General features: G+C 65.9%; 28 protein-coding genes and 2 pseudogenes. 17 read left to right on the top strand and 13 right to left on the bottom strand.

Annotated elements, in window-relative coordinates; all coding sequences use genetic code 11:
- The first annotated feature begins 5 nt into the window (after positions 1-5).
- Positions 6-431 carry a phasin family protein gene (locus LJ725_RS05290; protein ID WP_230549562.1) on the top strand — a complete coding sequence of 142 codons (426 nt, stop codon included), beginning with the start codon at positions 6-8 and terminating at the stop codon, positions 429-431.
- Positions 432-536: 105 nt separating this feature from the next.
- Here the strand turns inward: LJ725_RS05290 and LJ725_RS05285 are convergent, their stop codons facing one another.
- A complete protein-coding gene (locus tag LJ725_RS05285; protein ID WP_230549561.1) occupies positions 537-1313 on the bottom strand; it encodes an esterase/lipase family protein in 777 nt (258 codons plus the stop codon).
- Positions 1314-1368: 55 nt separating this feature from the next.
- A complete protein-coding gene (locus LJ725_RS05280) occupies positions 1369-2823 on the bottom strand; it encodes a WS/DGAT/MGAT family O-acyltransferase (protein ID WP_230549560.1) in 1455 nt (484 codons plus the stop codon).
- Positions 2824-3053: 230 nt separating this feature from the next.
- Between LJ725_RS05280 and LJ725_RS05275 the strand changes: the two genes are divergently transcribed.
- The 4 genes and pseudogenes from LJ725_RS05275 (at position 3054) to LJ725_RS05260 (ending at position 6412) form a co-directional block, all read left to right on the top strand.
- The gene (locus tag LJ725_RS05275) at positions 3054-3503 is read left to right on the top strand and encodes a phasin family protein (RefSeq protein ID WP_230549559.1); all 450 of its coding nucleotides are present in this window, start codon (positions 3054-3056) and stop codon (positions 3501-3503) included.
- 100 nt (positions 3504-3603) lie between these two features.
- Positions 3604-5291 (top strand): annotated as a pseudogene (locus LJ725_RS05270) (long-chain-fatty-acid--CoA ligase).
- Positions 5292-5365: 74 nt separating this feature from the next.
- Positions 5366-5980, top strand: coding sequence for a hypothetical protein (locus LJ725_RS05265; RefSeq protein ID WP_230549558.1), 615 nt, complete (start codon positions 5366-5368; stop codon positions 5978-5980).
- 9 nt (positions 5981-5989) lie between these two features.
- A complete protein-coding gene (locus LJ725_RS05260) occupies positions 5990-6412 on the top strand; it encodes a hypothetical protein (protein ID WP_230549557.1) in 423 nt (140 codons plus the stop codon).
- 7 nt (positions 6413-6419) lie between these two features.
- On the opposite strand, the gene LJ725_RS05255 is transcribed toward LJ725_RS05260, so the two are convergent.
- Positions 6420-7394 carry a Bug family tripartite tricarboxylate transporter substrate binding protein gene (locus tag LJ725_RS05255; RefSeq protein WP_230549556.1) on the bottom strand — a complete coding sequence of 325 codons (975 nt, stop codon included), beginning with the start codon at positions 7392-7394 and terminating at the stop codon, positions 6420-6422.
- Between the two features lie 28 nt (positions 7395-7422).
- Positions 7423-8139 (bottom strand): dienelactone hydrolase family protein, encoded by a 717-nt coding sequence (locus tag LJ725_RS05250; RefSeq protein WP_230549555.1) that lies wholly within the window; start codon positions 8137-8139, stop codon positions 7423-7425.
- Positions 8140-8469: 330 nt separating this feature from the next.
- Between LJ725_RS05250 and cysS the strand changes: the two genes are divergently transcribed.
- The gene (gene cysS, locus LJ725_RS05245; protein ID WP_230549554.1) at positions 8470-9801 is read left to right on the top strand and encodes a cysteine--tRNA ligase; all 1332 of its coding nucleotides are present in this window, start codon (positions 8470-8472) and stop codon (positions 9799-9801) included.
- 75 nt (positions 9802-9876) lie between these two features.
- Here cysS and LJ725_RS05240 read toward each other — a convergent pair.
- From LJ725_RS05240 to LJ725_RS05230, 3 genes and pseudogenes are all read right to left on the bottom strand, one after another.
- A pseudogene (locus LJ725_RS05240) lies at positions 9877-10128 on the bottom strand (putative quinol monooxygenase); the annotation flags it as partial.
- A gap of 50 nt (positions 10129-10178) precedes the next feature.
- Complete coding sequence (locus tag LJ725_RS05235; protein ID WP_230549552.1) at positions 10179-10970, bottom strand: thioesterase family protein; 792 nt, start codon at positions 10968-10970, stop codon at positions 10179-10181.
- Positions 10971-10975: 5 nt separating this feature from the next.
- On the bottom strand, positions 10976-11851 hold the full coding sequence (locus tag LJ725_RS05230; RefSeq protein ID WP_230549551.1) for an alpha/beta fold hydrolase: 876 nt from the start codon (positions 11849-11851) through the stop codon (positions 10976-10978).
- Positions 11852-11973: 122 nt separating this feature from the next.
- Between LJ725_RS05230 and LJ725_RS05225 the strand changes: the two genes are divergently transcribed.
- Genes LJ725_RS05225 through LJ725_RS05210 form a run of 4 tightly spaced genes read left to right on the top strand, consistent with a single transcriptional unit; the run spans position 11974 to position 13762 of the window.
- Positions 11974-12333 carry an ArsR/SmtB family transcription factor gene (locus LJ725_RS05225; RefSeq protein WP_230549704.1) on the top strand — a complete coding sequence of 120 codons (360 nt, stop codon included), beginning with the start codon at positions 11974-11976 and terminating at the stop codon, positions 12331-12333.
- The gene (locus LJ725_RS05220) at positions 12311-12775 is read left to right on the top strand and encodes an SRPBCC family protein (RefSeq protein WP_230549550.1); all 465 of its coding nucleotides are present in this window, start codon (positions 12311-12313) and stop codon (positions 12773-12775) included. The genes LJ725_RS05225 and LJ725_RS05220 overlap by 23 nt, the downstream gene beginning before the upstream one ends.
- On the top strand, positions 12772-13464 hold the full coding sequence (locus LJ725_RS05215; RefSeq protein ID WP_230549549.1) for a DUF899 domain-containing protein: 693 nt from the start codon (positions 12772-12774) through the stop codon (positions 13462-13464). Before LJ725_RS05220 ends, LJ725_RS05215 begins: the two co-directional genes overlap by 4 nt.
- Positions 13465-13480: 16 nt before the next feature.
- Entirely contained in the window at positions 13481-13762 is a 282-nt protein-coding gene (locus LJ725_RS05210) for a DUF427 domain-containing protein (protein WP_230549548.1), read from the top strand.
- Positions 13763-13835: 73 nt separating this feature from the next.
- Here LJ725_RS05210 and LJ725_RS05205 read toward each other — a convergent pair whose 3' ends face one another.
- The 3 genes from LJ725_RS05205 to LJ725_RS05195 all read right to left on the bottom strand — a co-directional run bounded on the left by LJ725_RS05205 (position 13836) and on the right by LJ725_RS05195 (position 16573).
- Positions 13836-14417: a hypothetical protein gene (locus LJ725_RS05205; protein WP_230549547.1), complete on the bottom strand. Its 582-nt coding sequence runs from the start codon at positions 14415-14417 to the stop codon at positions 13836-13838.
- 97 nt (positions 14418-14514) lie between these two features.
- On the bottom strand, positions 14515-15294 hold the full coding sequence (locus tag LJ725_RS05200) for an alpha/beta fold hydrolase (RefSeq protein ID WP_230549546.1): 780 nt from the start codon (positions 15292-15294) through the stop codon (positions 14515-14517).
- Between the two features lie 4 nt (positions 15295-15298).
- The gene (locus LJ725_RS05195; protein WP_230549545.1) at positions 15299-16573 is read right to left on the bottom strand and encodes an LLM class flavin-dependent oxidoreductase; all 1275 of its coding nucleotides are present in this window, start codon (positions 16571-16573) and stop codon (positions 15299-15301) included.
- A 210-nt stretch (positions 16574-16783) separates the two neighbouring features.
- On the opposite strand from LJ725_RS05195, the gene ccrA reads away from it, so the two are divergent.
- Together ccrA and LJ725_RS05185 are read left to right on the top strand one after the other, a co-directional pair.
- Positions 16784-18073 (top strand): crotonyl-CoA carboxylase/reductase, encoded by a 1290-nt coding sequence (ccrA, locus tag LJ725_RS05190; protein WP_230549544.1) that lies wholly within the window; start codon positions 16784-16786, stop codon positions 18071-18073.
- A 161-nt stretch (positions 18074-18234) separates the two neighbouring features.
- Complete coding sequence (locus LJ725_RS05185) at positions 18235-19875, top strand: acyl-CoA dehydrogenase family protein (RefSeq protein ID WP_230549543.1); 1641 nt, start codon at positions 18235-18237, stop codon at positions 19873-19875.
- Between the two features lie 87 nt (positions 19876-19962).
- Here LJ725_RS05185 and LJ725_RS05180 read toward each other — a convergent pair whose 3' ends face one another.
- Positions 19963-20175 (bottom strand): HIG1 domain-containing protein, encoded by a 213-nt coding sequence (locus tag LJ725_RS05180; protein WP_230549542.1) that lies wholly within the window; start codon positions 20173-20175, stop codon positions 19963-19965.
- Positions 20176-20331: 156 nt separating this feature from the next.
- Between LJ725_RS05180 and LJ725_RS05175 the strand changes: the two genes are divergently transcribed.
- Genes LJ725_RS05175 through LJ725_RS05165 form a run of 3 tightly spaced genes read left to right on the top strand, consistent with a single transcriptional unit; the run spans position 20332 to position 21717 of the window.
- On the top strand, positions 20332-20634 hold the full coding sequence (locus LJ725_RS05175) for a hypothetical protein (RefSeq protein WP_230549541.1): 303 nt from the start codon (positions 20332-20334) through the stop codon (positions 20632-20634).
- A gap of 43 nt (positions 20635-20677) precedes the next feature.
- Complete coding sequence (locus LJ725_RS05170; protein WP_230549540.1) at positions 20678-20989, top strand: GNAT family N-acetyltransferase; 312 nt, start codon at positions 20678-20680, stop codon at positions 20987-20989.
- Positions 20986-21717 carry an SDR family oxidoreductase gene (locus LJ725_RS05165; RefSeq protein WP_230549539.1) on the top strand — a complete coding sequence of 244 codons (732 nt, stop codon included), beginning with the start codon at positions 20986-20988 and terminating at the stop codon, positions 21715-21717. The genes LJ725_RS05170 and LJ725_RS05165 overlap by 4 nt, the downstream gene beginning before the upstream one ends.
- Positions 21718-21742: 25 nt before the next feature.
- Here LJ725_RS05165 and LJ725_RS05160 read toward each other — a convergent pair whose 3' ends face one another.
- Together LJ725_RS05160 and LJ725_RS05155 are read right to left on the bottom strand one after the other, a co-directional pair.
- Positions 21743-23272 carry an arylsulfatase gene (locus LJ725_RS05160; RefSeq protein ID WP_230549538.1) on the bottom strand — a complete coding sequence of 510 codons (1530 nt, stop codon included), beginning with the start codon at positions 23270-23272 and terminating at the stop codon, positions 21743-21745.
- Positions 23273-23302: 30 nt separating this feature from the next.
- The gene (locus tag LJ725_RS05155) at positions 23303-24028 is read right to left on the bottom strand and encodes a helix-turn-helix domain-containing protein (RefSeq protein WP_230549537.1); all 726 of its coding nucleotides are present in this window, start codon (positions 24026-24028) and stop codon (positions 23303-23305) included.
- Positions 24029-24128: 100 nt separating this feature from the next.
- Between LJ725_RS05155 and LJ725_RS05150 the strand changes: the two genes are divergently transcribed.
- A complete protein-coding gene (locus LJ725_RS05150; RefSeq protein WP_230549536.1) occupies positions 24129-25097 on the top strand; it encodes a Bug family tripartite tricarboxylate transporter substrate binding protein in 969 nt (322 codons plus the stop codon).
- Positions 25098-25105: 8 nt separating this feature from the next.
- Entirely contained in the window at positions 25106-25990 is an 885-nt protein-coding gene (locus LJ725_RS05145; protein ID WP_230549535.1) for a TauD/TfdA dioxygenase family protein, read from the top strand.
- Positions 25991-25992: the final 2 nt, after the last annotated feature.

The following is a 25992-nucleotide window of genomic DNA, read 5'->3' as shown; positions in this document are numbered from 1 at the left end:
TTCATATGGCCGATGCGACGCAGCCCTTCACGGACATGTTCAAGAAGCTTGGCGAGCAGCTCAAGGTGCCAGCCTTCGACGTGTCGAAGATCATGGAACACCACCAGAAAAACCTCGACGCGATGACGCGGTCCTGGCAGGCGGTGGCCGGCGGGGCGAGCGAGATCGCCGCCAAGCAGCGCGAGATCTTCGAGGCCGCGGTGAAGGACGTCACAGAGATGGCCAAGTCCTACAAGCCGGGCGGCAGCCCGCAGGAAGTGATCGAGAAGCAGACCGAGTTCGCCAAGAAGGCGATGGAGGCCGCCATCGCCAACACGAAGGACATCGCCGAGCTGGTCCAGAAGTCCAGCACCGAGGCCTTCAAGATCGTCCAGGAGCGGATGAAGGAATCCTACGAGGAAATCCGCGCGACCGTCGAAAAGAAGTCGTAAGACTTTCTCACGGAAGCACGCCACTCCGGCGGCGCTTAAACTTCGTCGATAGCCAGGACACGAGCGCCACTAGAGTGACGCGCTCCCATTGAAGCTGCGGGTTCTTCAGCCCCGCCGCCAGTCCGGGAAGACCAGGCTCTTCCAGCCGGAGCGGTCGAACTTCTTCCATTGGCCTTCGGGCTGGGCGAGGCGATCGGCGACCGCATAGACGGCGGCCGGATGGTGGCCGAGCCCGCAGTGGCTGCCGTAGACCTCGATGTTCTCGACCTGCTCGCTTTCCTCGTTGATGCAGGTCTGCCAGGCGCAGATTCCGTCGGTGCGGCTGAACACCGACGTCGTCGGCACCGGCGGCGGCATTGCGAGCCCGCCGGCCATCTTGTGTTCGCTGGCCTCGACGCTCTGGCCCGAGGCGAACTCGTAGACGCGCCACGCGTTCGTCGCCTTCGGGCTGCCGGCAAACGGGCTCCCGAGGCTGATCACCGAACGCACCTTGTCGGGGACCATCTTCGCGATCTGGCGGGCGTAGATGCCGCCCAGGCTCCAGCCGACGAGGCTGATCCTGCGTTGGCCATAGCGCTCGTAGAGTTCCTCGACCCGCTCCAGCATGCCCTCTTCGATGCCGGAGCGCAGGCCGAGATTGCGTCCCTGCTTCCAGCCGTGTGCGGCATAGCCCTGACCCTTGAGGAACGAGCGCAGTGGCCGCGTCGACAGGTCGCTGGCGAGCAGGCCGGGCAGGACCAGGACGGGATGGCCGTCGCCGCGAGGCGCGGCCGAGAGCCACGGCCGCAGCATCATGAAGGCGCCGAGTTCCTGCAGGGCGCGTCCCTCGAGGAACAGCAGCGTACGCGAGGGGGGACGCAAATCTTGGGCGACAGCCGTCATGAGGGCTCCTTTGTTGCGCCGTGAATCTCACATATCGGAACGCGAATTGCGACTTTCAACCTGAAATGACCGCCCGCTTCAGCTCGTCGGTGGCCTCGACAAGATAGTCTCCCAGCCGCGCCACGTCCGGCACCGCGCGCCGGTCGGCGGTCAGGCCGAAGTTCAGCGCATCCATGTAGCTCTGCACGGTAATGTTGAGTGCCGCACCGTGCGCGGGGATCGAAACGGGATGCAGCGCCGTCACCTTGGCGCCGGCGCAATAGAGCGGCATCGGCGGGCCGGGTACGTTGGAGATGGTGACGTTCATCGGCATCGGGAGCTTGTCGGCCAGGCCGCTGCGTCCGTACACAAGCATCACGAGCTGCAGCAAGATAGGCGCCCCCACGAAGGCGAAATCCTGCGGCACGGCATCGCGGAACGTGCCGGCAATCTGCTTGGACTCGGTCGAGGACTTCACGATGGCGCGCAGCCGCTCCGCCGGATCGGCGATCTCGGTGGCGAGTTGGCAAAGCATCCCGGAGACCTGGTTGTTCTGCCGCGTGTCGCCCGGCTCGCGCAGGCTGATGGGCACGCCGGCGATCAGCGGCTTGTCGGGAAGCTGGCCCTTCTCCTGCAGGTAGCGCCGCAGCGCGCCGCTGCACACCGCCATCACCACGTCGTTCAGCTTGGCGCCGCCCGCCTTGGCGATCGCCTTGGCGTCGTTCAGCGAGATCGTGCGCGCTGCGTAGCTGCGCTCGCGCGTGATGGTGGCATTGAACGGCGTCTTCGGCGCACTGAGCGTCGGAAGCTGGCTGGCGAGGCTCTGCAGGGTGCTGAGTGCCTTGGGCATTTCGCCGGGCTTGCCGAGGAAGGCACTGGCCATCGAGTTCATGATGTCGGGGGCGGCCTGCAGCATCTTCAGCTGCTGGCGCATCATGTTGCCCATGATGTCGGCCATGCCCTTGATGGGATCGACGGCCGTTGGCGAGCTCGGGGCCGAGGCGGCGCCCGCCGGCTTCGGCGGCGGCGGGGCCACGTCGCGCGGCGTCGCACTCACATCGTAGAGCGCCTTGTTGATCGCCATGCCCGCGCCGCCGTCGATCGCGGCATGATGGACCTTGGAATAGAGCACGCCCTGGCCGTTCGCGAGGCCGGTGATCACGTAGAACTGCCAGAGCGGGCGGCTGCGATCGAGCGTGTTGGCGTGAAGCCGCGAGATCACCTCCTCGAGTTGCTCCTCCGTGCCCGGCGACGGCAGCGCCGTCTCACGCAGATGGTAGTCGAGATCGATCGTGGCCTCGTCGACCCAGCCGGGATGGTCGAGATCGTAGAGGGAGGGCGCCAGACGCTTCGAGAAGATCGGGATCGTGTGCAACCGGCTTTCGAAGAACTTCCGGAAGTGCTGGTAGAAGCTGCCCTCGAAGCCGGGCGGCAATTCGAAGTAGGTGAGGCCCGCCACATGCATGGGCGTCTCGGGCGTTTCCAGATACAGAAACGAGGCATCGATTCCGGAAAGCTGCTGCAGGTCCATTGGCGTCCTCCCCGTGGTCCGCCTTGCTTGTCGTTGGACAATTTGTCCTCCGTCCGGTCCCGGTAAGGCAAGAGCCGCCGGAGGGGGCATCCTTCTAAGTTATTGATATATAATCATTATCAATTTTCTTCGCCGCAGCGCACAAATTTATGTTGCAACGCACAATGGCGATCCCATATACGCCCCATCGCCATTTGTTACCACACCAACCAATTGCAGGACCTTACGCCATGACCACCCAGACCGCTGCCATCGAGAACGTCATCGAGCACGCCAACGAGACCACCAAGGCCGCCGGCGAGCGCGTCCGCGAGTTCGCCCAGATCGGCGTCCGCAAGGCCACCGAGGGCTTCGAGAAGATCAGCCAGGCCGCGCAGAGCGCCTCGGAGGAGCTGAACACCCAGTACGCCCAGGTTCGTGATGGCGCCACCAAGGCCAGCCTCAAGCTCCTCGACGTCGCCAAGGAAGACGCCGACGCCGGCTTCGCCGCCATGCGTGACTTCCTCTCGGCCAAGTCGCCGCTCGAGGCGTTCGACGTCTCGGCCAAGTACTGGCGCGGCCGTCTCGAGACCCGCATCGCCCAGGCGCAGGACCTCGGCGCGTTCGTCCGCAAGTCGGCCGACGACGTCGTCCGCCCCGTGCAGGAGCGCATCGAGAAGTTCACCAAGACTGCGGCCTAAACTGCCCCAGGCTTCGAGTTCGAAGGCCCGTCCGCGAGGACGGGCCTTTTTTCGTGCGCCGACGGTATAGTGCGTTCAACGACGTTCTGGGAGGAACGACATGGACCGCTTCTGGCTCAAGAATTATCCGCCGGGCGTGCCGTCGGACATCGATCCGACCGCCTATGCCAGCGTCGTGACCCTGTTCGAGGAGAGTTTCTCGAAGTATCGCGATCGCAAGGCCTATGTCTGCATGGACAAGGCCCTGACCTTCGGCGAGATCGATTCACTGTCGCAGGCGCTGGGCGCGTGGCTGCAGGGCAGGGGCCTGAAGCGCGGCGCGCGCGTGGCCATCATGATGCCGAACGTGCTGCAGTATCCGGTCGCCGTGGCGGCCGTCCTGCGCGCGGGCTTCATCGCCGTGAACGTCAATCCGCTCTACACGGCGCGCGAACTCGAGCACCGCTGAAGGATTCCGGCGCGGAAGCCATCGTCATCCTCGAGAACTTCGCGACGACCCTGCAGCACGTCGTCGCGGAGACCGGCGTCAAGCATGTCGTGGTGGCGTCGATGGGCGACCTGCTGGGCTTCCCCAAGGGACTGATCGTCAACTTCGTCGTCCGCAACGTGCGTAAGATGGTACCGGCCTGGTCGCTGCCGGGCCATGTCACGTTCAACGACGCCGTGAGCGCGGGTCGCCGGCTGACGCTCGCGAAGCCGCAGCTCGGCCCCGACGACGTCGCGGTACTGCAATACACCGGCGGCACGACGGGGGTCTCGAAGGGCGCGACCCTGCTTCATCGCACGCTTGTCGCCAACCTGCTGGCGTCAGAAGCGTGGATGCAGCCGGGCCTCAACCGCCGGAAGATCAGCGGCCAGACCACCATCGTCTGCGCTCTGCCGCTCTACCATGTCTTCGCCTTCGTCACCTGCGGCCTGCTCGGCATGCGCACCGGCGCGCTCAATATCCTGATTCCCAACCCGCGCGATCTCGCGGGCACGGTCAAGGAGCTGGCCAAGTACCGGATCAACATCTTCCCGGCGGTGAACACGCTGTTCAACGGTCTGGCCAACAACGCCGACTTCGCGAAGCTCGACTTCTCCGAGCTGGTCATCTCCAACGGCGGCGGCATGGCGGTGCAGGAGGCCGTCGCGAAAAAGTGGCTCGCGGTCACCGGCTGTCCTATCTGTGAAGGCTACGGGCTCAGCGAAACGTCTGCAGGAGTGACCTGCAATCCGACCGATTCGGAAGCCTATACCGGTACGATCGGCCTGCCGCTGCCCAACGTCGAGATCCGCATCCTCGACGATGGCGGCCAGGATGTGCCCCTGGGGCAGGCCGGGGAGATCGCGATTCGCGGGCCGCAGGTCATGCGCGATTACTGGCAGCAGCCGGAGGAGACCGCGAAGGTCATGACTCCCGACGGCTTCTTCAAGTCGGGTGACGTCGGCATCATGGATGCGCGCGGGTACACGAAGATCGTGGATCGCAAGAAGGATATGATCCTCGTGTCCGGCTTCAACGTCTATCCCAACGAGGTCGAGGCGGTCGTGGCGGCGCATCCGGGCGTGCTGGAATGCGCCGCCATCGGGGTGCCGGACAAGAATTCCGGTGAGGCCGTGATGTTGTTCGTGGTCCGGAAGGATCCTGCGCTCACGCAGGAAGCGCTGATGGCCTACTGTCACGATGAGCTGACGGGCTACAAGCGGCCGAAGGTCATCGAGTTCCGCCAGGAGCTTCCCAAGACGAATGTCGGCAAGATCCTGCGCCGCGAATTGCGCGACGGGGTGATCAAGCAGCGGGCCTGATCGCGCAGGCAACCTGCAACCCGCGGCGCTGTTTCCCGTTCTGGCCCCCAGGAATTTACCTGGAGGACATCCTCATGAGCGCTTCGAAGATCCTGGCCGTGGCCGCCTTGGGCCTCTCGGCCGCCGCCTGTAGCAGCACTACCTACGAAACCCGCACCGCTCGTGCCTATCCGGTGAGCAGTTCTGAGCAGGCCTGCCTGGACTATGGTTTCCGCGCGGGCACGGACAACTACAATCGCTGCGTCTCGCGGGAAGCCGCGGCCCGTGCCCAGGGGCGGGTCCCCGTCGGGTACACGGTCGCCAGCCTCGACGCCGACGCCCGGAACGCCTGCTATTCCTACGGGCTCACGCCCGGCAGCACGATGTACGATCGCTGTGTGGGCCGAGAGATCGATGCCCGGCGCTACCGCGACCAGGCCGCCGTGACGCCGGTTCCGGCACCGGGGAGCGTCTATTACCCCTCCCAGACCACGACCTACTATCAGACCGCCCCGGCAGCCCCGACCTATTACGGACCGGCCACGACCGTCTCGACCACTACCTACAGCACCCCGCCGGTCGCCTATCAGCCCACCCCGCCGGCAGGCGTTGAGGCCTTCCGCGACGAGTATGGTTTCCGCTATGATGGCCAGGGAAACCGGCTCGACCGCAACGGCAACATCATCAGCCCGCAGTCGACCACACCATGAGGGGGTTTGATGGCTGCGAGAGCTTTGGTGGGTGCGGCGCTTGGTGTGTCGCTTCTCGCAGCCTGCGACCCGCTGCCCCAGCCGCTGTATAGCGAGACCACGCCGCCGCCCGCGTATCGGGTGCAGCCAGGCGGACTTCGGGTCGACAATGAGGGCTTTGCAATGGATCCCGAGGGCTACCGGATCGACAAGAGCGGTGCCCGCGTCGGTATCATCGATGTGCCCGCCAAGACCGCGGGCGACAATTCCAACGCAGTCGCCGGTTATTACATCAGCAACACCGGGGCGAATGCCCCGGGCCGCGTGGCGTCGACGGACGGTATCTCGACCGGTCCGAACAGCATGAACCTGCCGACGCCGGCCCAGATGCCGCAGCAGGCGCCGATCGCACCGGCGCCCGCGAACGTGCCGCCCCCGGCGGGGTATCGCTGAGCGGGCTCTATTCGATCCTGATCCCGGCGGCCCGGATCACCGGCGCCCATTTCGCGATCTCGTCGTTGATGAACTTCGCCGTGAGTTGAGGCGTGGTGTCGGTCGTCGGCACGGCGGCGATGTCTTCCAGGAACTTGATGGTGGCCGGATCCTTCATCACCCGGCGCGCCGCCTGGTCGAGGACGTCAACGACGGGTTGCGGCACGTTTGCCGGGCCAAGGATGAGATTGAAGGTATAGGCCTCGTAGCCCTTCACGCCGGCCTCGATCATCGTTGGAATTTCGGGCGCGACGGGCGCGCGCTTGGAGTAGGCGTAGGCCAGGATGCGAACCTTGCCGGCCTTGTGAAGCTGAAGCGTCGTGCTGAATGTCTCGAACATCCAGGCGGTCTGGCCCGCCATCATGTCCTGCAGCGCCGGTGCCGACCCTTTGTAGGGGATGTGCTCGACGTCCATGCCCCCGACCTCGCGTTTGAAGTACTCGCCGGCCAGGTTGATGATCGAGCCCGCCCCCGATGACCCGTACGAATACTTGCCGGGGTTCTTCTTCATCAATTCGACCAGGCCCATCACCGTGTCCGGCATGTCCATGCGCGCAACGAGGACCAGCGGATTGACGCAGATCGACGCGATGGGTGTGAAGTCCTTCACGGCGTCGTAGGCCGGCTTCACGAAGGCCGTCGGATTGATGGCGTGCGTGGAGGAGGGCGCGCACAGCAAGGTGTAGCCGTCGGGCTTGGCGTTCTTCACGTCGACCGCGCCGATCGAGCCGGCAGCACCCGCCTTGTTGTCGACGATGACCTGCTGGCCCAGGATGGCGCTGAGCTTCTCCGCCGCCATGCGACCGATGATGTCGGTGGGGCCGGCCGGCGCGAACGGGATGACGAAGCGGATCGGCCTGTCGGGGAACTTGCCCTGCGCGCGGGCGATGGACGGGGCGACCAGCGCGGCCGCTCCGGGGACGATCAGTTGACGGCGCTTCATTTCGTTTCCTCCCTTGTTTTTCCGAAGCCTAGTTCAGTGTCTCGTCGAACAACTCGATCATGGCATTCCACGAGCGGCGATCGGTGGCCGCGTGGTAGAAGAACCCCCTCATGCCGCGCGAATCGGCGGCCGGGTTGGTGAAGCTGTGGCCGGCGCCGCCATAGAGCTGCAGCCGCCAGTCGACGCCCCCGCTCTTCATCTCGGCTTCGAAGGCAGCGCGCTGCTCGGGAGGAATGATCGGATCGTCCGCACCGATGCAGACCAGCACCCTGGCCTTGATGTTCACCGCATCCTGCGGCCGCGCCGTCGCGAGGCCGGAATGAAAACCGACGACCGCCTTCACGTCGGCGCCGCTGCGCGCGATCTCCAGCGCGGTGGTGCCGCCGAAGCAGTATCCGATGGCGGCGAGCCGCGCGGGATCAACCTCCTTCTGCTCCTTCAGTACATCCAGCGCCGCCCGGGCACGGCTGCGGATGCCTGTCGGATCGGCCATCCAGGGCTGCAGCCGCGCCATGGTCTGGCTGGGATCTGCAAGCGGCTTGCCGTCGCCGTGATAGTCCATGGCGAAGGCCGCATAGCCGAGGGCTGCGAGGCGCGCCGCGATCTTCTTCGTATGGTCGGTGAGGCCCGGACCCTCGTGGCAGACGAGGACTCCGCCACGACGCCCGGGCTTGCTGTCGTCGACCACATACTGGCCGATCATGCGGACGCCATCGGCGCGGTACTCGATACTTTCGGTGCGCATCGTCGTTCGTTTCCTCCGCAATTGCCGCAAGACTAGCGGAGCAGGCCTGACCCGCCAACGACTGGCCGCCAAGGTCCTACCCGAGGCCACGCCACGATTTCGCCGGCTGACCTGCCGATCGTCCGTTATGCGCCCGGCCCCGCCGGGCTTCCGCATGTGACCTGGAAAGTGTTGCCACGGGCCGCGAATTGCGCAGCAGGAACCCATCGTATAGATTGGGATCATGTCGCAGATCTTTCTTCCCGCCGCGCGCATCGCGCGATGTATCGAGGCCTGAGGCCCGCCAGGGTCCTGTAGCCTTCGTTCGTATTTGAGTCGGGAGAAGGGGCGATGTCCCTCGTCGTTTACAACACGCTGTCGCGCGAAAAAGAGCCGTTCGTGCCGCTCGATCCGTCGCATGTCCGCCTCTACGTCTGCGGCCCGACGGTCTACGACTACGTCCATATCGGCAATGCGCGGCCGGTCGTCGTGTTCGACGTGCTCTACCGACTGCTGAAGCGGCGCCATCCGAAGGTCACCTATGTCCGCAACATCACGGACATCGACGACAAGATCATGGTACGCGCCGCCGAGAACAAGGAGTCGATCGACGCGCTGACCGAGCGTACGGCGACCGCCTACCAGAGCGACATGAGCCGCCTCGGGGCGCTCGCGCCCGATGTCGAACCGCGCGCTACCAAGTATGTCGGCGAGATGATCGCCCTCATCGAGCGGCTGATCGCGCGTGGCCACGCCTATGAGGCCGAGGGACACGTCCTGTTCGACGTGCCGAGCATGGAAGACTATGGCCGCCTGTCGCGCCGCTCGCATGACGAGTTGATCGCGGGCGCCCGGGTCGAGGTCGCGCCCTACAAGAAGGATCCCGCCGACTTCGTGCTGTGGAAGCCCTCGACGGACGCCCAGGCGGGCTGGCCGAGCCCGTGGGGCCGCGGCCGTCCGGGCTGGCACATCGAGTGCTCTGCCATGAGCGGCGCACTGCTCGGCGAGACCTTCGACATCCACGCCGGGGGCCTCGACCTCATCTTCCCGCACCACGAAAACGAGATCGCGCAGAGCCGCAGCGCCTTCGGTCACGCCATCATGGCGAAGTACTGGATGCACAATGGCTTCCTGAACATCTCCGGGGAGAAGATGAGCAAGTCGCTCGGCAACTTCTTCACCGTGCACGAGCTGCTCGACCAGTATCCCGGCGAGGTGATCCGGCTGCTGCTGCTGTCGGCGCAGTACCGTCAGCCGCTCGACTTCACGCAGGAAGGCCTGGCCCAGGCCAAGGGCACGCTCGATCGCTGGTACGGGTTGCTGCGAGGCAAGACGCTGGAGGAGAAGCCGAGCCCGGCTTCGGTCGAGGACGCGCTGTCGGACGATCTCAACACGCCGCTGGCCATCAGCGCGTTGCACCAGTTGCGCGATCCGTCGGAGCTGAAGGCGGGCGGCTTGGCGCTCGGGCTGCTGCAGCAGGATCCCGAGGCGTGGTTTCGCTGGATGCCGGCGTCGGCCGCCGAGGGCCCATCCGATGCCGATATCGAGGCCGCCATCGCGGCGCGTCAGTCGGCGCGCAAGGCCAAGGACTTCAAGGAGTCCGATCGCATCCGCGACGATCTCAAGGCGAAGGGCGTGATCCTCGAGGACGGGCCGAAGGGTACGAGCTGGAAGCGGGGGTAGGCGCATTCCCATGCGCCAGCTGGCGGCGCCGCCTTCAGAGGCTCGGCGGCACGCTCGGTTCAGAAACGTTTTGGACTATGCGTTCGGCATCGGTCGCTCCGGGCCGAGCTCGTGGCATCTGATCGTGACCGACTTCGGCTTCAGGTCGCGCAGCGCCTTGAGGAAGACGGCCATGTGCGGCGTCGCAAAATGGTCCTTCAGCGCCTGCTCGTCCTTCCACCATTCGCGCACGCGCATCAGGCCCGGCTCGAGCATGTCGAACGCATAGTCGTAGCCGGCGCAGCCGGCTTCGGCACGCGAAGCCTCGATCATCGGACGTGCGATGGCGACGACGTCGTCCGTCTAGGCGGGATCGAACCGCGCATCGGCAAGCACGATCAGCATGGTGTCCTCTCTCTGCGCTTCTCGAATATGACGCTCTGTACGGCGCGGCCGAAATAGCCGTTGGCGTCGGCCAGTCGCGCGGCGGCGATGCCCACCGAGTCGGGTCCCACCCAGGTCTCGGCGTCGAGAAGGATCCACTCACCGACAGGCTCGCGCCCGAGGCTGACGCTGAGGTCGGCGTTGATGAAGGTCCAGTCCTTCATGTCGAACACCGACGAGGTGCCGTTGCAGAAGTCCGCCGCGATGACCGCGCGCATCAGCGGGGAGATCGCCGTGCCTTCAACGATCGGCCGTGTGGCGCGATACCAGACCGCGGCGGGACCGGGGATCCGGAAGCCGCCCTTGGCCGTGCGCATCTCGATGCCTTTCAGGAAGGGCGTCTCGGTCGCGAAGAAATCGGGCGGGCTGCAATGCTCCGGCTGTGGCAATTCCAGGGGCGGCCCGCCGGCGATGGCGGGCATCTCCTTCGGATCGATGCGGATGCGCAGTGCGCTGGCTCGCACGACCTCCTCACGGTCGGCAAGCAGCCGCACCGACACGAGCTGGATCTTGCGGCCCTCGCGGACGATCTCGGTCTCGATGGCGAGCGGTGCCACCGGCACCGGTCGCATCAGGTCGACGGTGAGGCGCGCGATGCGCATGGGCACGGGCGAGGGAAGGCGTTCGACCGCCCAGCAGATCAGCGACGACGGCGCCGCCCCATGCTGCAGTTTCGGGCTCCACGGCCCGCCGGCGAAGGCGCTCGTATCGGCGATGGCGCCTTCGACGCGGTAGATCGATTCCATACGCTTCAGCTCCGGATGAACCGGAGCAGGTCGTCGTCGAAGCGCTCGCGGTCGGTGATGAAAAGCCCGTGGGGTGCGCCTTCATAGACTTCGACACGACTCCCGGCAATCGCGGCCCCGGTGCGCCGCGCGTTGCTCGCCATCGACGGCAGATCGCCGGAGCCGTAGACGACCAGTGTCGGCACCTGGAGCGCGCGCAGGTCGGACCGGAAGTCGGTTTCGCTGAAGCTGCGCAGGCATTTCTCGAGCGCCCGGGGATCGGCCTGGTACGCCATGTCGAGCGCCCACTTCACCGTCTCGGGTGCCGCGTCCTTTCCGAGCAGGCCGGGCGCGCCGGCCGCCAGATAGGCTTTAGAATCGGCCGCGAGGGCGGCGGCGAGTTGATCGAAGACACGCCGGTCGGTCCCCTCGGGGTTGTCTGCCGTCTTCAGTGCATAGGGCGTCGTCGGGGCAACGAACACGGTGCGCGCGATGTGCTTGCCGCCATGTCGCGCGAAGTAGCGCGCGATCTCGCCGCCCGCCATCGAATGGCCGACCAGCGTCGCGTTCGTCACCCCGGTTCGCGCCAGGACCGCTGCGAGATCGTCGGCGAGTGTGTCGAAGTCGTATCCGCTTTGCGGTTTGGTCGAGCGTCCATGTCCCCGTCGGTCGTACACGACGACGCGGTGTCCGCGGGCTGCGAGGAAGTCGACCTGAGGTTGCCAGATCGCCCCTGCCAGCGACCAGCCATGCAGGAAGACGATGGGCGTTCCGGTGCCGGTGTCGCGGACGGCGATTTCCTGTCCATCGGGCGTGTCGACGAATCCATCGGCCGCGTCCGAGGCCGAAGCGGTGGTCAACGAGCTTGCGGCCAGGGAAGCGATCAGGGTTCGGCGGTTCATGACGGTCCTCCTTTCGGGATGTGCCTGAAATGCGCTTGGAAGGTCGTGAGGTCGATGACGCGGCAGGTAATGACCGGAGCAGATGGCTTGACGATCATCTGTATTTAACATACATGTTAAATATGGATGTCCTCTCCCAGACCTTCTCGGCCCTCGCCGATCCCACCCGCCGCGCCATCCTGGCGAGGCTCGCGGCCGGCGGCGCCACCGTCGGCGAGCTTGCCGAACCCTTCGACATGTCGCTGCCGGCGGTATCGCGTCACCTCAAGGTGCTGACCGATGCCGGGCTGATCGAACGTCATACCGAGGCGCAATGGCGTCGCTGCGAACTGCGCGGGGAGGGGCTGCGCGCCGCGGCGGACTGGATCGAGCACTACCGCAGGTTCTGGGAGGCGAGCTTCGACCGGCTCGATGCCTTCCTGAAGGACACCGACCCGAAGACGAAGAAAGGAAAGCCGAATGCCCGACGCAAGGATCGATAGTGACACGCTGCACGTCAGCCGCATCTTCGATGCGTCTCGCGACCGCGTGTTCGAGGCCTGGACCCGTAAGGATCAGTTCGTCCGATGGATGTGCCCGCCCGGGGTGGAGATCACGCTGTGCGAGATCGACGTTCGACGCGGCGGTGCCTGGCGCATCGACGGGCGCAATGCCCAGGGAGTTTTCTCCTCATCGGGCGTCTATCTCGATGTCGTTCCGCCGGAACGGCTCGTCTTCACATGGGCACACCATGCCGACGGCGATTTCGCGGGCGCGCGGGGCCACGAGACGACGGTGCGGGTCGAGTTTCGCTCTCTGGGCAATCGGACCCAGCTCACCCTGATCCACGGCCCGTTCGCCGACACCGAGGACTTCCGCTGCCATCGCGAGGGCTGGGACGGCTCGTTTGGCAAGCTGGAGACGCTCCTGCGAGGTGCGCCATGACCATGCACCCCGTCGTATCCCACGAGGCCTGGCTGGCGGCGAGCCGCGAGTTCCTGGCCCGGGAGAAGGAGTTCACGCGCCTGCGGGACGAGCTGTCGCGCCAGCGCCGCGAGTTGCCCTGGGAGCGGGTCGAGAAGGACTACTCGTTCGATACAGCGGAGGGACCCGCGGGCCTTGCCGACCTGTTCGGCGGCCACGGGCAACTTCTGGTCTACCACCTGATGTTTGGCCCGGACTGGACCGAGGCCTGCAAGAGCTGCTCGTTCTGGGCCGACAACTTCAACGGCATCGACGTCCATCTCGCGCACCGCGACACGGCATTGGTCGCCGTCTCGCGAGCGCCGCTGACCACGCTCGAGGCCTATCGCAAGCGGATGGGCTGGACCTTTCGTTGGGTGTCATCCGGCGGAAGCGACTTCAACTTCGACTATGGCGTGAGTTCGCGGCCCGGCGAGTCGGAGATGCCTTACAATTTCGGAACGATGACGGTGGGGCCGGGCGAGATGCCGGGGTTCACTGCCTTCCGGCGGGGCGAGGATGGCGCGATCTATCGTACCTACTCGACGTACGCGCGCGGCGTTGACATGCTGAATGGCGCCTACCACCTGCTCGACCTGACGTCGAAGGGCCGCGACGAAGATGGACTTTCGTTCACGATGGAGTGGGTACGGCGGCGCGACCAGTACTGATGCGAGGAGGCTCGTCATGAAGGCGATCTGGCGCGGCAAGGTGATCGCCGAGAGCGATCGCACGCTCGAGGTGGACGGCTACCGTTACTTTCCGCGCGACGCCGTCAGGATGGAGCTTCTCAGCCTCTCGCCGAAGACGGGCGGCGATCTGAAATGCCCGCATGGCGTCCAGTTCTACGATGTCGTCGAAGGCGAGGCGCGAAGCCCTCGCGCGGCCTGGTCCTACGAGGCGCCCCAGGAGAAGATGAAGCCGGTCGATCACTGGATCGGCTTCTGGGAGGAAGTCGCCGTTCGCTGACGGTGCCGGGCCAACGAGCGGCCAAAAAAAACGGCCGGCGAATGCCGGCCGTCTGGACTTCGGTCCGGAGCGTCTAGCGCGCCGGCGAGATCGCCGTGATCGTGAGCGGCGTGGTCATGCCGATCACGACATCGCCGACCTTGATCTTCTTCAGCATGTCCTGCTTGGCGATCGAGTTGGCGGCATAGGTGCGGACCGGGCCGCCGCGGCCGTCGATCACCGAGACGGTATTCTTGGCGAGATCGACGCCGACGACCGTGAGCGTGAAGCGGCCGGCCTCGACGTCGGTCTGGTTCGTCTGGCCCATCTGGTCCTTGCGGGCGAGCTGTGCGCCCGGGCCTTTCTGGCGGAGGTTTAGCATGGTGATCACCTCGGAATAGGTGACGTTCGCCATCGAGCCGTCGTCAATCGACGCCAAGTTCTTCACACTGTCGGCCACCGGCAGGATCACGAGCTGGCCGGTCGGCGTCGTGAACGCCACGGTGCGGCTCTCCGGATCGGCCGTCTCGATCTTGACCCGCTGCGTGACCACGTCGTTGAAGGCCACGCCCTCGCGCGGCACCGCCGTCACCTGGGCCGACGCCTGCCGCTCCGGCAGGCTCGTGCCGACCGCCAGGACCGCCGCGAACAGGGAGACGCCAGCGGTCATCTTCATCGAACGGATCGTCATTGCCGTGTACCTCGCAAAACCCCTAACGCGCCGGACAATAGCGATCCGAACCGCCGAAGCAACCACCAAGGGCGTGAGCCGCTCAGGCAAAATGTTTCAGCACGGCGTTCGCGACGGCCTCGGGCCGGTCGAGATAGGCGAGATGACCCGCATTCGCGATGGTCTCGACACGCGCTGCCCCCTTGATCGCCCGCGCGAACGTGCCGGCATAGACCGGCGGCAGGATGGCGTCCCGATCGCCCCACAGGATCAGCGTCGGCGCCTCGATCAGGCCCAGCCGCTTCTCCAGCCTGGTGTTGCCAAGCGGCCAGAAGGCGCGGGCGGCAGCTTCCGAGGCCCGGGTCATCTCGATCGGCCATTCCACCGAATTGGCGCCTTCCGGCGGGGCGACGAGTTCGTTCCAGGTCGCCGCCTCGGCACACATCAGGCCGGGCAGCACGTCCTTGCGCTGGGCCCACGGATCGGCGGCGGGCTCCTTGTCGTCGAACAGACCGAAGGGGGCGATCAGCGCAAGCCTACCCACACGCTCGGGGAAGATCGCCGCCATTTCGGCCGCGAAGGCGCCGCCGACCGAGGCGCCCACGAGGTCGGCGCCGCCGAGACCCGCCTTGTCGAGCAGCTGGCGCACCGCCAGCACCCAGTCGAGATGCGTGTCGAGTTCGGTATGGCCGGTCGCGCCTGGATAGCCTGGCAGGGACGGGGCGACGACCGTCCGGCTCTCGGCCAGCCGGTCGAGGAAGGGGACCCAGCGCGGCAAGCCGCCCAGACCGGCGAGGAAGCCGACCTTGGGGCCCTGGCCCTTGGTCCAGACGCGGCAGGCGTGGCCGTTGACCTCGACGGTCGCGGTCGCAGGTTGGGACACGAGCTTACTCCGCGGCCGCGGCGTGGGGACGGAAGGCGGGGATGGCCGCGCGTTGGCCCTTGTCCATCGGCTTGGGCCACCACTTGTCCTCCCACTCGCCGAACAGGTCCTTGACCTTCGGCATCACCTTCTCGGCGAACAGGCGCGTGTTGTACTTGGTCGTGTCCTTGCTCATGTTGCCGTACTGCAGCAGCAGCATGAGGTGTCCTACGTTGAGGCTCGTGGCGACGTGGCGGATCTGTTCTACCACCTCGTCGGGCGAGCCGATGATGACGTATCCGCCGTCGACGATGTCTTTCATGTTGGTGGCCTTGAGGCTGAGCTTGCTCGAGTAGCTCGCCGTGTTGGCTGCCTTGCTCACCATGCTCTGGATGCCAGCGCGCTGCGTGGCTTCAGTCGTGTAGCCGGGCGGCGTCGCGAAGCGCGCATCGACATGCAGGCAGCGGCCGTAGAAGTATTCGGCGGGCTCGGTGTAGAGATCGAGCGCCTGCTGGCGGCTCTCGGCGACGCCGACGAACTGCAGGAAGCCCGCGCGGTACGGATTTCGGTCCTTGCCGAGCTTCTCCATCTCGTTCCAGAAACCCTGCATCGTCGTCAGGCCGGCTTTGTAGCCGTAGTAGGAGAGATAGCAGTAGACGTAGTCCATCTCCGCGCACCACCGCCACGTCTCGACCGAGCCGCCGCCCGGGATCCAGATCGGCGGATGCGGATCGTTCTGGATCGGCCGCGGCCAGATGTTGACGTAACGCTGCTGGTTGTAGCGGCCGTTGAAGGCAAAGGTGTCCTTCTCGGTCCAGGCGCGCTTCACCAGGTCATGCGCCTCGAGATAGCGTTCGCGCAGCAGGCTCGGATTTTGGCCGTAGGCGTAACAGGTATCCATCGGCGAGCCGACGGGGAAGCCGGCGATCAGCCGGCCGCCCGAGATGCAGTCGATCATCGCGAATTCCTCCGCGACGCGGGTCGGCGGATTGTAGAGCGCCAGCGAGTTGCCCATGACGCAGAGCGCGGTGTCGGTGGTGCGGCGCGCGAGCGAGGAGGCGATCAGGTTGGGCGAGGGCATCAGCCCGTAGCCATTGGAATGATGCTCGTTCACGCAGACCGCGTCGTAGCCGAGTTCGGCGGCGTATTCGAGCTCGTCCATGAAGTCGTTGTACATGTGGTGCGCGCGCCTGGGGTCGAACAACGACGAGTGGATGTCGACCCAGACCGAGGGATGCTTCTGATTGAAGTCGTCCGGGAGCTCCGTGTACGGCATCAGGTGGAACCACATGAGCTTCATGGCGCGCTCTCCCTAAACTCGACCTGCTTGGTAAACGCTCGTTTACTTGCCGAGCGTGGCGCGACTTTTGGGAGCCGGCAATGCGGGATTTCCGCAGGGCAGGGGTAATATTGTTGTTTTTCCACTGTGCCAATCGTTCCGATTCGTATTTTGTGCATTGCACTCTCGCTTTCGCAGCAATAGTTTCGCTGCAACGCAGGAGGATTTGCCATGTCCGTCGTCGCTTTCGCGGCTCGCCCTCATCCCACGGCCAACCAGCCGAAGAAGGATCTCTACGAGGTCGGCGAGATTCCGCCGCTCGGGCATGTGCCCAAGAACATGTACGCCTGGGTCATCCGGCGCGACCGCCATGGGCCGCCCGAACAGTCCATGCAGCTCGAAGTCGTGCCGACGCACGCGATCGGCGAGGATGAGGTGCTCGTCCTCGTGATGGCAGCCGGCGTGAACTACAACGGCATCTGGGCGGGCCTCGGCCTGCCGATCTCGCCGTTCGACGTGCACAAGCAGCCGTTCCACATCGCGGGCTCGGACGCCTCGGGAATCGTCTGGGCGGTCGGCGCCAAGGTGAAGCGCTGGAAGGTCGGAGACGAAGTCGTCATCCACTGTAACCAGGACGATGGCGACGACGAGGAGTGCAACGGCGGCGATCCGATGTTCTCCACCAGCCAGCGCATCTGGGGCTACGAGACGCCCGATGGGTCGTTCGCCCAGTTCTGCAAGGTGCAGGCGCGCCAGCTCATGAAGCGCCCGCTGCATCTCACCTGGGAGGAGAGCGCCTCCTACACGCTCACCCTCGCCACCGCCTATCGCATGCTGTTCGGCCATCGCCCGCACATCCTGCGGCCCGGCCACAACGTGCTGGTCTGGGGCGCGGCGGGCGGCCTGGGCTCGATGGCGATCCAGTTGATCGCCACGGCCGGCGCCAACGCCATCGGCGTGATCTCCGATCCGTCGAAGACGGACTTCGTGATGTCGCTGGGCGCACGCGGCGTCATCAACCGCAACGACTTCGACTGCTGGGGCCAGCTTCCCGACGTCGACGACCAGGCGGGCTATGCCGAATACATGAAGAAGTGCCGCAAGTTCGGCGGCGCGATCTGGGAACACACCGGCAAGGGCAACGACGTCGACTTCGTGTTCGAGCATCCCGGCGAGCAGACCTTCCCGGTCTCCTGCTTCGTCGTGAAGCGCGGCGGCATGGTGGTGTTCTGCGCCGGCACCACGGGCTTCAACCTCACCATGGACGCGCGTTTCGTCTGGATGCGCCAGAAGCGCATCCAGGGCAGCCACTTCGCCAATCTGCTGCAGGCCAGCCAGGCCAACCAGCTGGTGATCGAGCGCCGCATCGATCCGTGCATGAGCGAAGTCTTCGAATGGGCCGACATTCCCAAGGCCCATACCAAGATGTGGAAGAACCAGCACAAGCCCGGAAACATGGCGGTGCTCGTTTCGGCCAAGCGCCCCGGCCTGCGCACCCTCGAGGACGCGCTGGAAGACTAAGACTCTTGCCTCCCCCGGTCCCGCGGGGGAGGTCGCCTCAGGCGCCTGTGAAGGCGCCGCGCCGGAGGGGGCGAGCCCCGATCCGGTCTGTTTCTTTCCCCCTCCGCCCCTCCGGGGCACCTCCCCCGTGTGACGGGGGAGGAGATGATGTCGAGTCCGCCATGTCCTTGATCCTCCCAGACCTTTTCTCCCTGTGCGCAGACGCCGAGGCCGCGGCCGAACGGCATGAGACCGCCGCGCGCGAAGCGGTGCGCGGCCTTGTGGCGCCGCAGGGCAAGGTTGATCCCAAGCTGCTGGAACGCGAGCAGTTCGCCTCGCACGGCTACGCCTGGATCGCGACCTATGTCGCGGCCCTGCGTCAGATGCGGCGATGGGCCGAAGCGGGGGCCGGCGGGGAACTCGAGAAGCTCATCCTCCAGTCGGCCTATGGCGAGTATCTCGCGCAGCTGAAGGGCGGCATCGCCATCAGCCAGGTCGAGATCGTGCGACCCGGCGACCTCGGCCTCGACGGCGCCGCGCTCGAGACTCCGGCCGTCGCAAAGCTGATCGCGGCCAATACCGCGGCGGTGCGCGGCCGCATCGCCGAGCTGATCGCCGACGGTCTCGACACCGGCGGCTTCGGTTCGCTCGAACTGGGCGACGAGGCACTGGAGGAGGTGCGCCGCCAGTTCCGCCGCTTCGTCGATACCGAGGTGGCGCCGCACGCCCACGGCTGGCATCTGCGCGACGAACTCATCCCGCTGCCGGTGGTGCAGCAGATGGCCGATCTCGGCGTGTTCGGTCTCACGGTGCCCGAGGAATGGGGCGGGCTGGGCATGGGCAAGCTCGCGATGTGCGTCGTCACCGAAGAACTGTCGCGCGGCTATATCGGCGTCGGCTCGCTCGGCACGCGCTCGGAGATCGCGGCCGAGCTGATCCGCTCCGGCGGCACCGAGGCGCAGAAGAAGAAGTACCTCTCGCGCATCGCGTCGGGCGAGCTGCTGCCGACGGCGGTGTTCACCGAGCCCAATACGGGTTCCGATCTCGCCAGCCTGCGCACGCGCGCCGTGCTTGACGGCGACACCTACAGGATCAACGGCAACAAGACATGGATCACCCATGCAGCGCGTGCCGACATCATGACCCTGCTGGCGCGCAGCGATGCCTCCAAGCCCGGTTATCAGGGCCTGTCGATGTTCCTCGCCGAGAAGCCGCGCGGCACCGACACCGAGCCGTTCCCCGCCAAGGGCATGAGTGGCGGCGAGATCAAAGTCCTCGGCTATCGCGGCATGAAGGAATACGAGATCGGCTTCGATGGGTTCGAGGTGCCGGCCGCCAATCTGCTGGGCGAGAAGGAGGGCCAGGGCTTCAAGCAGCTCATGGCGACCTTCGAGAGCGCGCGCATCCAGACCGCCGCCCGCGCCGTCGGTGTGGCGCAGAACGCGCTCGAACTCGGCCTGCGGTATGCCAAGGAGCGCATCCAGTTCGCCAAGCCGCTCTACGCCTTTCCGCGCGTCGCCGGGAAGATCGCCTGGATGGCGGTCGAGACCATGATCGCCCGCCAGCTCACCTACTTCGCCGCGCGCGAGAAGGACTCCGACCGGCGCTGCGACATCGAGGCGGGCATGGCCAAGCTACTCGCCGCGCGCGTCGCCTGGAGCAATGCCGACAACGCGCTGCAGATCCACGGCGGCAACGGCTACGCGATGGAGTATCCCGTCAGTCGCGTCCTGTGCGATGCGCGCATCCTCAACATCTTCGAGGGCGCGGCGGAGATCCAGGCACAGGTCGTCTGCCGTGGCCTGATCGAGGGGCGCAACTAGGCCCGCCCTCGGGGCGGGCCTGGGTGATATTGCCTGGACCGCCCGATCCCGGTCGTCGTTCAGGCCTCGGACGATCTTGCCACTCCGTCAGTCGCGGCTGGCGAGGTACCACAGCGGTATCAGCAGGACGGTGACCAACTGTAGCCGGACGCGCCACGCCATCAGGCGGTTGCCAAGGCGTGCGCCGGCCGGCGCGTCGGCATCTTCGCGCGCCATCGAGAGCACGCCGGCGAACATGACCAACAGGGTTGCGAATGCGGAAACAAGGACGAGCACGAAGAGCAGGTTTGCCAGTGTCATGAGGGCTCCAGACCGACGCCGCGGTCGGTTGCCCGACAGGTGGTTGCGCAGGTGATTGACGACAAGTCCTTCCGCGGGACAGAGCTGCGATGTCGCATGCGTGATCCGTCGCGGCTCCCGGCGCGTAATTGGTTCAGTGTCCACCGGGAGCAAAGAATGAATTCAGTCTATCGCGCCGTCATGGACTCCAGCGTCAACCCGCTTCGGACGCTGCCGGCGGCCCAGCGCTTCCAGCTGATGCTGTTCCTCAGCGTCATGTGGACCAACATCTTCTGCCTCAGCGCCGGAGCATGGATCTGGTACGGCGAACTGATCGTGTTCCATGTGCTCGTCGCGGCCGGCGTCATCATCACGGGTCTCGTCTTCCAGCAGGCCGCGATGACTTCCGCCTATCGCACCTACCGTCATTTCCCGCTGAAGGACGGCACTGCCCGCTACGACGACGTGTGGGGCGGCTAGCGCGGGGAGTTCGCGGATCGAGCGTTCGTACGGCAGCCTGAGAATGGAGCCCCGGATCAACCATGCCGACGGCATCATCACGATCGCCGATGCGAATACGACCATCGGCTATTGCCGGTACGATGAGTGCGGGGCGATCGAGTATCTTTTCGTCGGCCCGCCGTTTCGGCGGCGTGGCTATGCGAGGCGGATGCTCTCCATTGTCGAGGAGCGCCTGGGCAAGACGCTCGACTTCAAGCCGCCATTCAGCCCGCTGGGCCGTCTGCTCGTGGAAGCCTACCGTAGAGAATCCGGTACCGGGGAGCCGCAGTCCGGTGGCGCGGCGCGCGCCGATCGCGAAGCGACCGGGGCATGAGCCCGCACTCCGTTAATGATGTGTCCGAGGCGATCCCGCCGGGGGGCATCGCCATCGTTGTCGGTGCGTCGGGCGGAATCGGCGGGGCCTTGTACAGGCGCCTTTCATTGCAGTCGTGCTTTTCTACCGTGCTTGCGCTGGGGCGCGGAATCTCGCCCGCGCTCGATCTCACGGACGAGGAAAGCATGGCCGCAGCCGCGCGCCATGTGACGGGTCTTGGGGGCGAGCTTCGTCTTCTTATCGACGCGAGCGGATTGCTCCATGGCGACGGCATGGCACCGGAGAAGAGTTGGCGCGATCTCGACCCCGCGCACATGGCGAGGGCCTTTGCCGTCAACGCGATCGGCCCGGCGCTGTTGATGAAGCACTTCCTGCCGCTGCTGCCGCGCCAGGGCCGCTCTGTATTCGCCACCCTGTCGGCCAGGGTCGGCAGCATCGGCGATAACCGGCTGGGCGGGTGGTACAGCTATCGCGCCTCCAAGGCGGCGCTGAACCAGTTCGTCCGGACGGCCAGCATCGAACTCGGCCGGCGACAGCCGGCGGCGATCTGCGTCGCGCTCCATCCCGGGACGGTGTCGACGCCTCTCTCGGCGCCGTTCGTGAAGGCCGGCCTCGACGTCCAGACGCCGGAGGAGGCAGCCGCCCGCCTGCTCGACACGATCGAGGGCCTTGGCCCGGGCAGCAGCGGTGGCTTCTTCGATCACCGCGGCGATCCGGTGCCCTGGTAGCGGCACGGGACAGTGCGCGCAGTTTCTATTCGCGCTTGTCCGCCACGTTGATGCCCATCACCTGCTTGGCCGGGAACTTCCTGAAGGTGCCGAGATGGCCGCGCATGCCGAGCTGGAACGCCTCGACGTAGGCGAGCTTGCGCGTCAGGTAGTTGTGCTGCTCTTTCGGGTCCAGATAGAGATTGAACAGCTTCGGATAGGCGTAGCGCTCCAGCACGCCGGTGAAGCCGCCCGTGCCGAACGCGTCCGTCGCATCGTCGCTCGTGGCCGACAGCACCATCTTGTATTCGCCGCAGCGCAGGCCGGAGAAGGTCTGGCTCAGCCAGTAGTAATGGTACTTGCGGTTCGACAGGCCGTCGGGCGCCAGCAGGAACGAGGTCTGGTCGACGCCGTCGATGTAGCGATCCGACGGCAGAAGGTCCGAGGCCCCGGCGAGGCCGAGCGCCGTCGGCACGATGTCGTTGAAGTCGAACAGACCATCGCTCTGGCGGCCGGCCTCGATCGTGCCCGGCCAGTACATCAGGCCGGGAACGCGCACGCCGCCCTCCCAGGTCGAGCCCTTGGCGCAGCGGAACGGCGTGAAGGCGGCGTCCGGCCATGTCTCCATATGCGGACCGTTGTCGGACGAGATGAAGATCAGCGTGTCCTCGAGCTGGCCCGACTTGCGCAGCGCCTCGACGAGGCGACCCATGATCTCGTCCAGTTCCAGCAGCGTGTCCTTGTAAGGGTGCTTCGCCGGCGACTTGCCGAGATACTTTTCACCCGGATAATTGTCGAAGTGCGCGCCGCGCGTGCAGTGGTAGAGCAGCCACGGCTTGTCGGACTTGGCCTGCTTCTCGATGAACGCCTCGGAATACCTGCACCACTTCTCGTCGAGCTCCGAGAGGACCGGGATGGTCACCTCCTCGACGTTGGTCAGCTCCTCGCCCTTCTTCGCGTGCACGAAGCAGCGGTTGAAGGGCATGTTCTTGATCCACTCTGTGCGCGCCGCCGAATAGACGATCTCGGGAAAGAAATGCGGGTCGCGCCATTCCGTGTACATGTCGGACACGGAGAGGAAGCCGTAGAAATCGTCGTAGCCGACATGCTGCGGCTGGCTTTCGACGTTCTCCCCCAGATGCCACTTGCCGACCGCCTGGGTCGTGTAGCCGGCCTGGCTCAGCAGCATCGGCAGGGTGATCTCGCCCTGCAGGCCGCCGGGCTCGCCGTACATCGGCGGCCGGTGCAGGCCGTGGCGGTTGGGCACACGGCCGGTGTGCAGCGTGGCGCGCGAGGGCGAGCAGGAGGGTTCGGAATAGCAGGAGGTGAGCTGCAGGCCGCCGCGCGCGATCTTGTCGAAGTTGGGAGTCGGCGCGCCCACGGCCACGCCGCCGCCGTAGCAGCCGAAGTCGCCCCAGCCGACATCGTCCATCAGATAGATCAGGATGTTCGGCTTCTTCTTGCGAGCCGCCAGCTTGCGCGCCGCCACCTCGACGTCAGCCTTGTGCACGAAGCCCGGCTCGAGATGGGCCGCCTTGCGGACGGTCTGCGTGGCGATGGCGTCGAACGTCGTCATGTTTCCTCCAGTCGATTTTGGCGCACGCTACTAGCTTGCGGCGTCCGTGGCGATGGCGCGTGCCAACGCATTGAGCGGTGCGCCGAAGCGGGCGCCGGCCTCGGCCTCGCTCATCGCCGAGCGCACGAATCGCATCGAGATACAGCCCAGCACGCGGTCGCGCTTGCGGATGGCGACGGCGATGCCCTGGAGGCGTCCCGATCGCGGCAGGATCGCGAACGCATGCCCGTCGCGCCTGATGCGGGCGAAGACGGCCGCCAGTTTCGCGTCGTAGCGCACGCCGAGATCGCGCAGGATCGCGCGGCGCTCTTCGTCCGCGGAGAAAGCGAGCCAGGCGCGACCGAGCGCTCCGGACAAAATCGGGCTGCGCCGATAGAGGGCAGTGCGTTCGAACGACATCGGACTCTCGGCGGCCGTCGAATAGCGGATGGTGATCGCGCGATGGCTGATCGAGCCGAGATAGAGCGGCCATCCGTGTTCCTGCGTGAAGCGTTGCATGTGCGGCGCCGCCGCGTCCACGAATCGATCGATGAAGCGTATCCCTTGCGCCAGCCCCAGCACGCGGTCGGTGAGCCGATAACCGATCAGCCGCGACACCTGGGTCGCGTATCCCAGTTCCACCAGGGTGCCGAGCAGGCGGGCGACGGTGGGGCGGGGCAGGCCCGTTTCCTCCGCGAGCGTCGCGATCGTGCCGTGCGGACGGCGGCTCAACGCCTCCAGAATCGCGAAACTGCGGCGGACGGGCTCGATCGGCATGCCGGGAACGATATTCCGTAATACGGACTCTGTCGACTTAGGACCGGCGGGGCGTCGCGAAAGCGTCTAGCGTCGCGCCCATAAGAAACGGCGAGGAAACATGTTCGGCAGACGACAGTTCGCCAAGGCGATGGGCGTTGCGGCCTTTGCGGTTCCCGCCATCGGGCGCGCGAAGAAGTTTCCGGCCGGCCGCGTCACCATGGTCGTGCCGTTTCCGGCGGGTGCGGCGACCGACATCAGTGCCCGCGTCTATGCCGAGCGACTCTCGGCGATCTGGGGCCAGCCGGTCGTGATCGACAACAAGGGCGGCGGCAACGGCATTCCGGCGGCCGAATCCGTCGCGCGTGCCAAGCCGGATGGTCTGACGTTGTTCGCGACCTCGGCGATGACGCAGGTCGTCAATCCAGCGATCTACGACAAGCTGCCCTACGATCCGATCGCGGACTTCGCGCCGATCTCGCGCATGGGGACGTCGCCCTTCGTGCTGCTGGTGGACCGCAACAGCCCGATCAACACGGCGGCCGAACTGACGGCGAAGCTCAAGGCCGAGCCCGGCAAGCACAATTACGGCGCCGGCGCCTTGCCCGCCCGCGTCGCGTCGGAGCTGTACAAAATGGCGGCCGGCGTGGACGCGGTCTATGTCGGCTACAAGAGCAACCCACAGGCCATCCCGGACGTGCAGAGCGGCCTTCTCACCTTCATGATGATCGATACGGTCAACGCCAAGATCGCCATGGACCGCGGCGCGCTCAAGGGATTGTTCGTGACCGACAGCGAACGCTATGCGGCCGTGCCGGCCATGCCGACGGCGGCGGAAGCGGGGCTGCCCGAGGTCCTGCTGACGACCTGGACGGGGTTCTACGCACCGAAGGGAACGCCGGCGGAGATCGTCGACCGCATCAATGCCGACCTCTACGCCGTGTCTGCCATGCCGGAAGTCGTCGAGCGCCTGGCGGCGCTGGGCGGCACGCCGAAGCTCATGCGACCGGCCGAGTTCGCCGCCTTCGCCAGCGCCGAGAAGGAGCGCTGGGGGCAGATCATTCGTCGCGCAAACATCAAGGTCGAATAGGAGAACCCATGTCTGGATCCCTGAACGCCAACGCCGGACCGCGCTATCGGCACACCGCCGACGAGAGCGCACCGTACGAGACCATCACCCTCGACAAGCTGACGCCGATCCTCGGCGCCGAGATCAGCGGCATCGACCTCAGCCAGCCGCTGTCCAACCGACAGCAGGACGAGATCCACCGTGCCCTGGCGGAGAATCTCGTGATCTTCTTCCGCGACCAGCACATCACCCAGGACCAGCACCTGGCGTTCGGCCGCCTGTTCGGCGACCTGCACACGCATCCCGCCGCGCCGAGCGAACCCGGCAAGCCCGAGCTGATGATCATCCACGCCGACAAGGATTCGCCGCGCGCCAACGGCGAGGGCTGGCACACCGACGTGAGCTGCGACCTCGAGCCGCCGATGGGCAGCATCCTCTACATCAAGAAGTGCCCGCCCAAGGGCGGCGACACGCTGTTCGCCAGCATGTATGCCGCCTACGAGGCGTTGTCGGACCGCATGAAGGCCTATCTCGACGGGCTGACCGCGGTCCACGACGGCGAATCGGTCTATCGCGGCCTCTACAAGAACTACAACGTCGTCGACAAGCCGGAGTATCCGCGCGCCATCCACCCGGTGGTGCGCACCCATCCGGTGACAGGCAAGAAGGCGCTCTACGTCAATCGTGGCTTCACCCGCTCGCTGGTCGGGCTGCCGCGCGACGAGAGCGATGCGATCCTGCGTTACCTGTACGAACACATGGAAAACCCGCTCTTCCAGTGCCGTTTCCGCTGGCAGGAGAACTCCATCGCCTTCTGGGACAATCGCTGCGTCCAGCATCGCGCGATGTGGGACTACTGGCCGCACACCCGCAGCGGCAACCGGGTCACGGTGGCAGGCGACAAGCCTTACTGATA

This window comes from Reyranella aquatilis (assembly GCF_020880995.1).
In the GTDB taxonomy this organism is placed as follows: domain Bacteria; phylum Pseudomonadota; class Alphaproteobacteria; order Reyranellales; family Reyranellaceae; genus Reyranella; species Reyranella aquatilis.
Note: the sequence above shows the minus strand (reverse complement) of the source record. Positions and strands in the feature narration are given on the sequence as shown.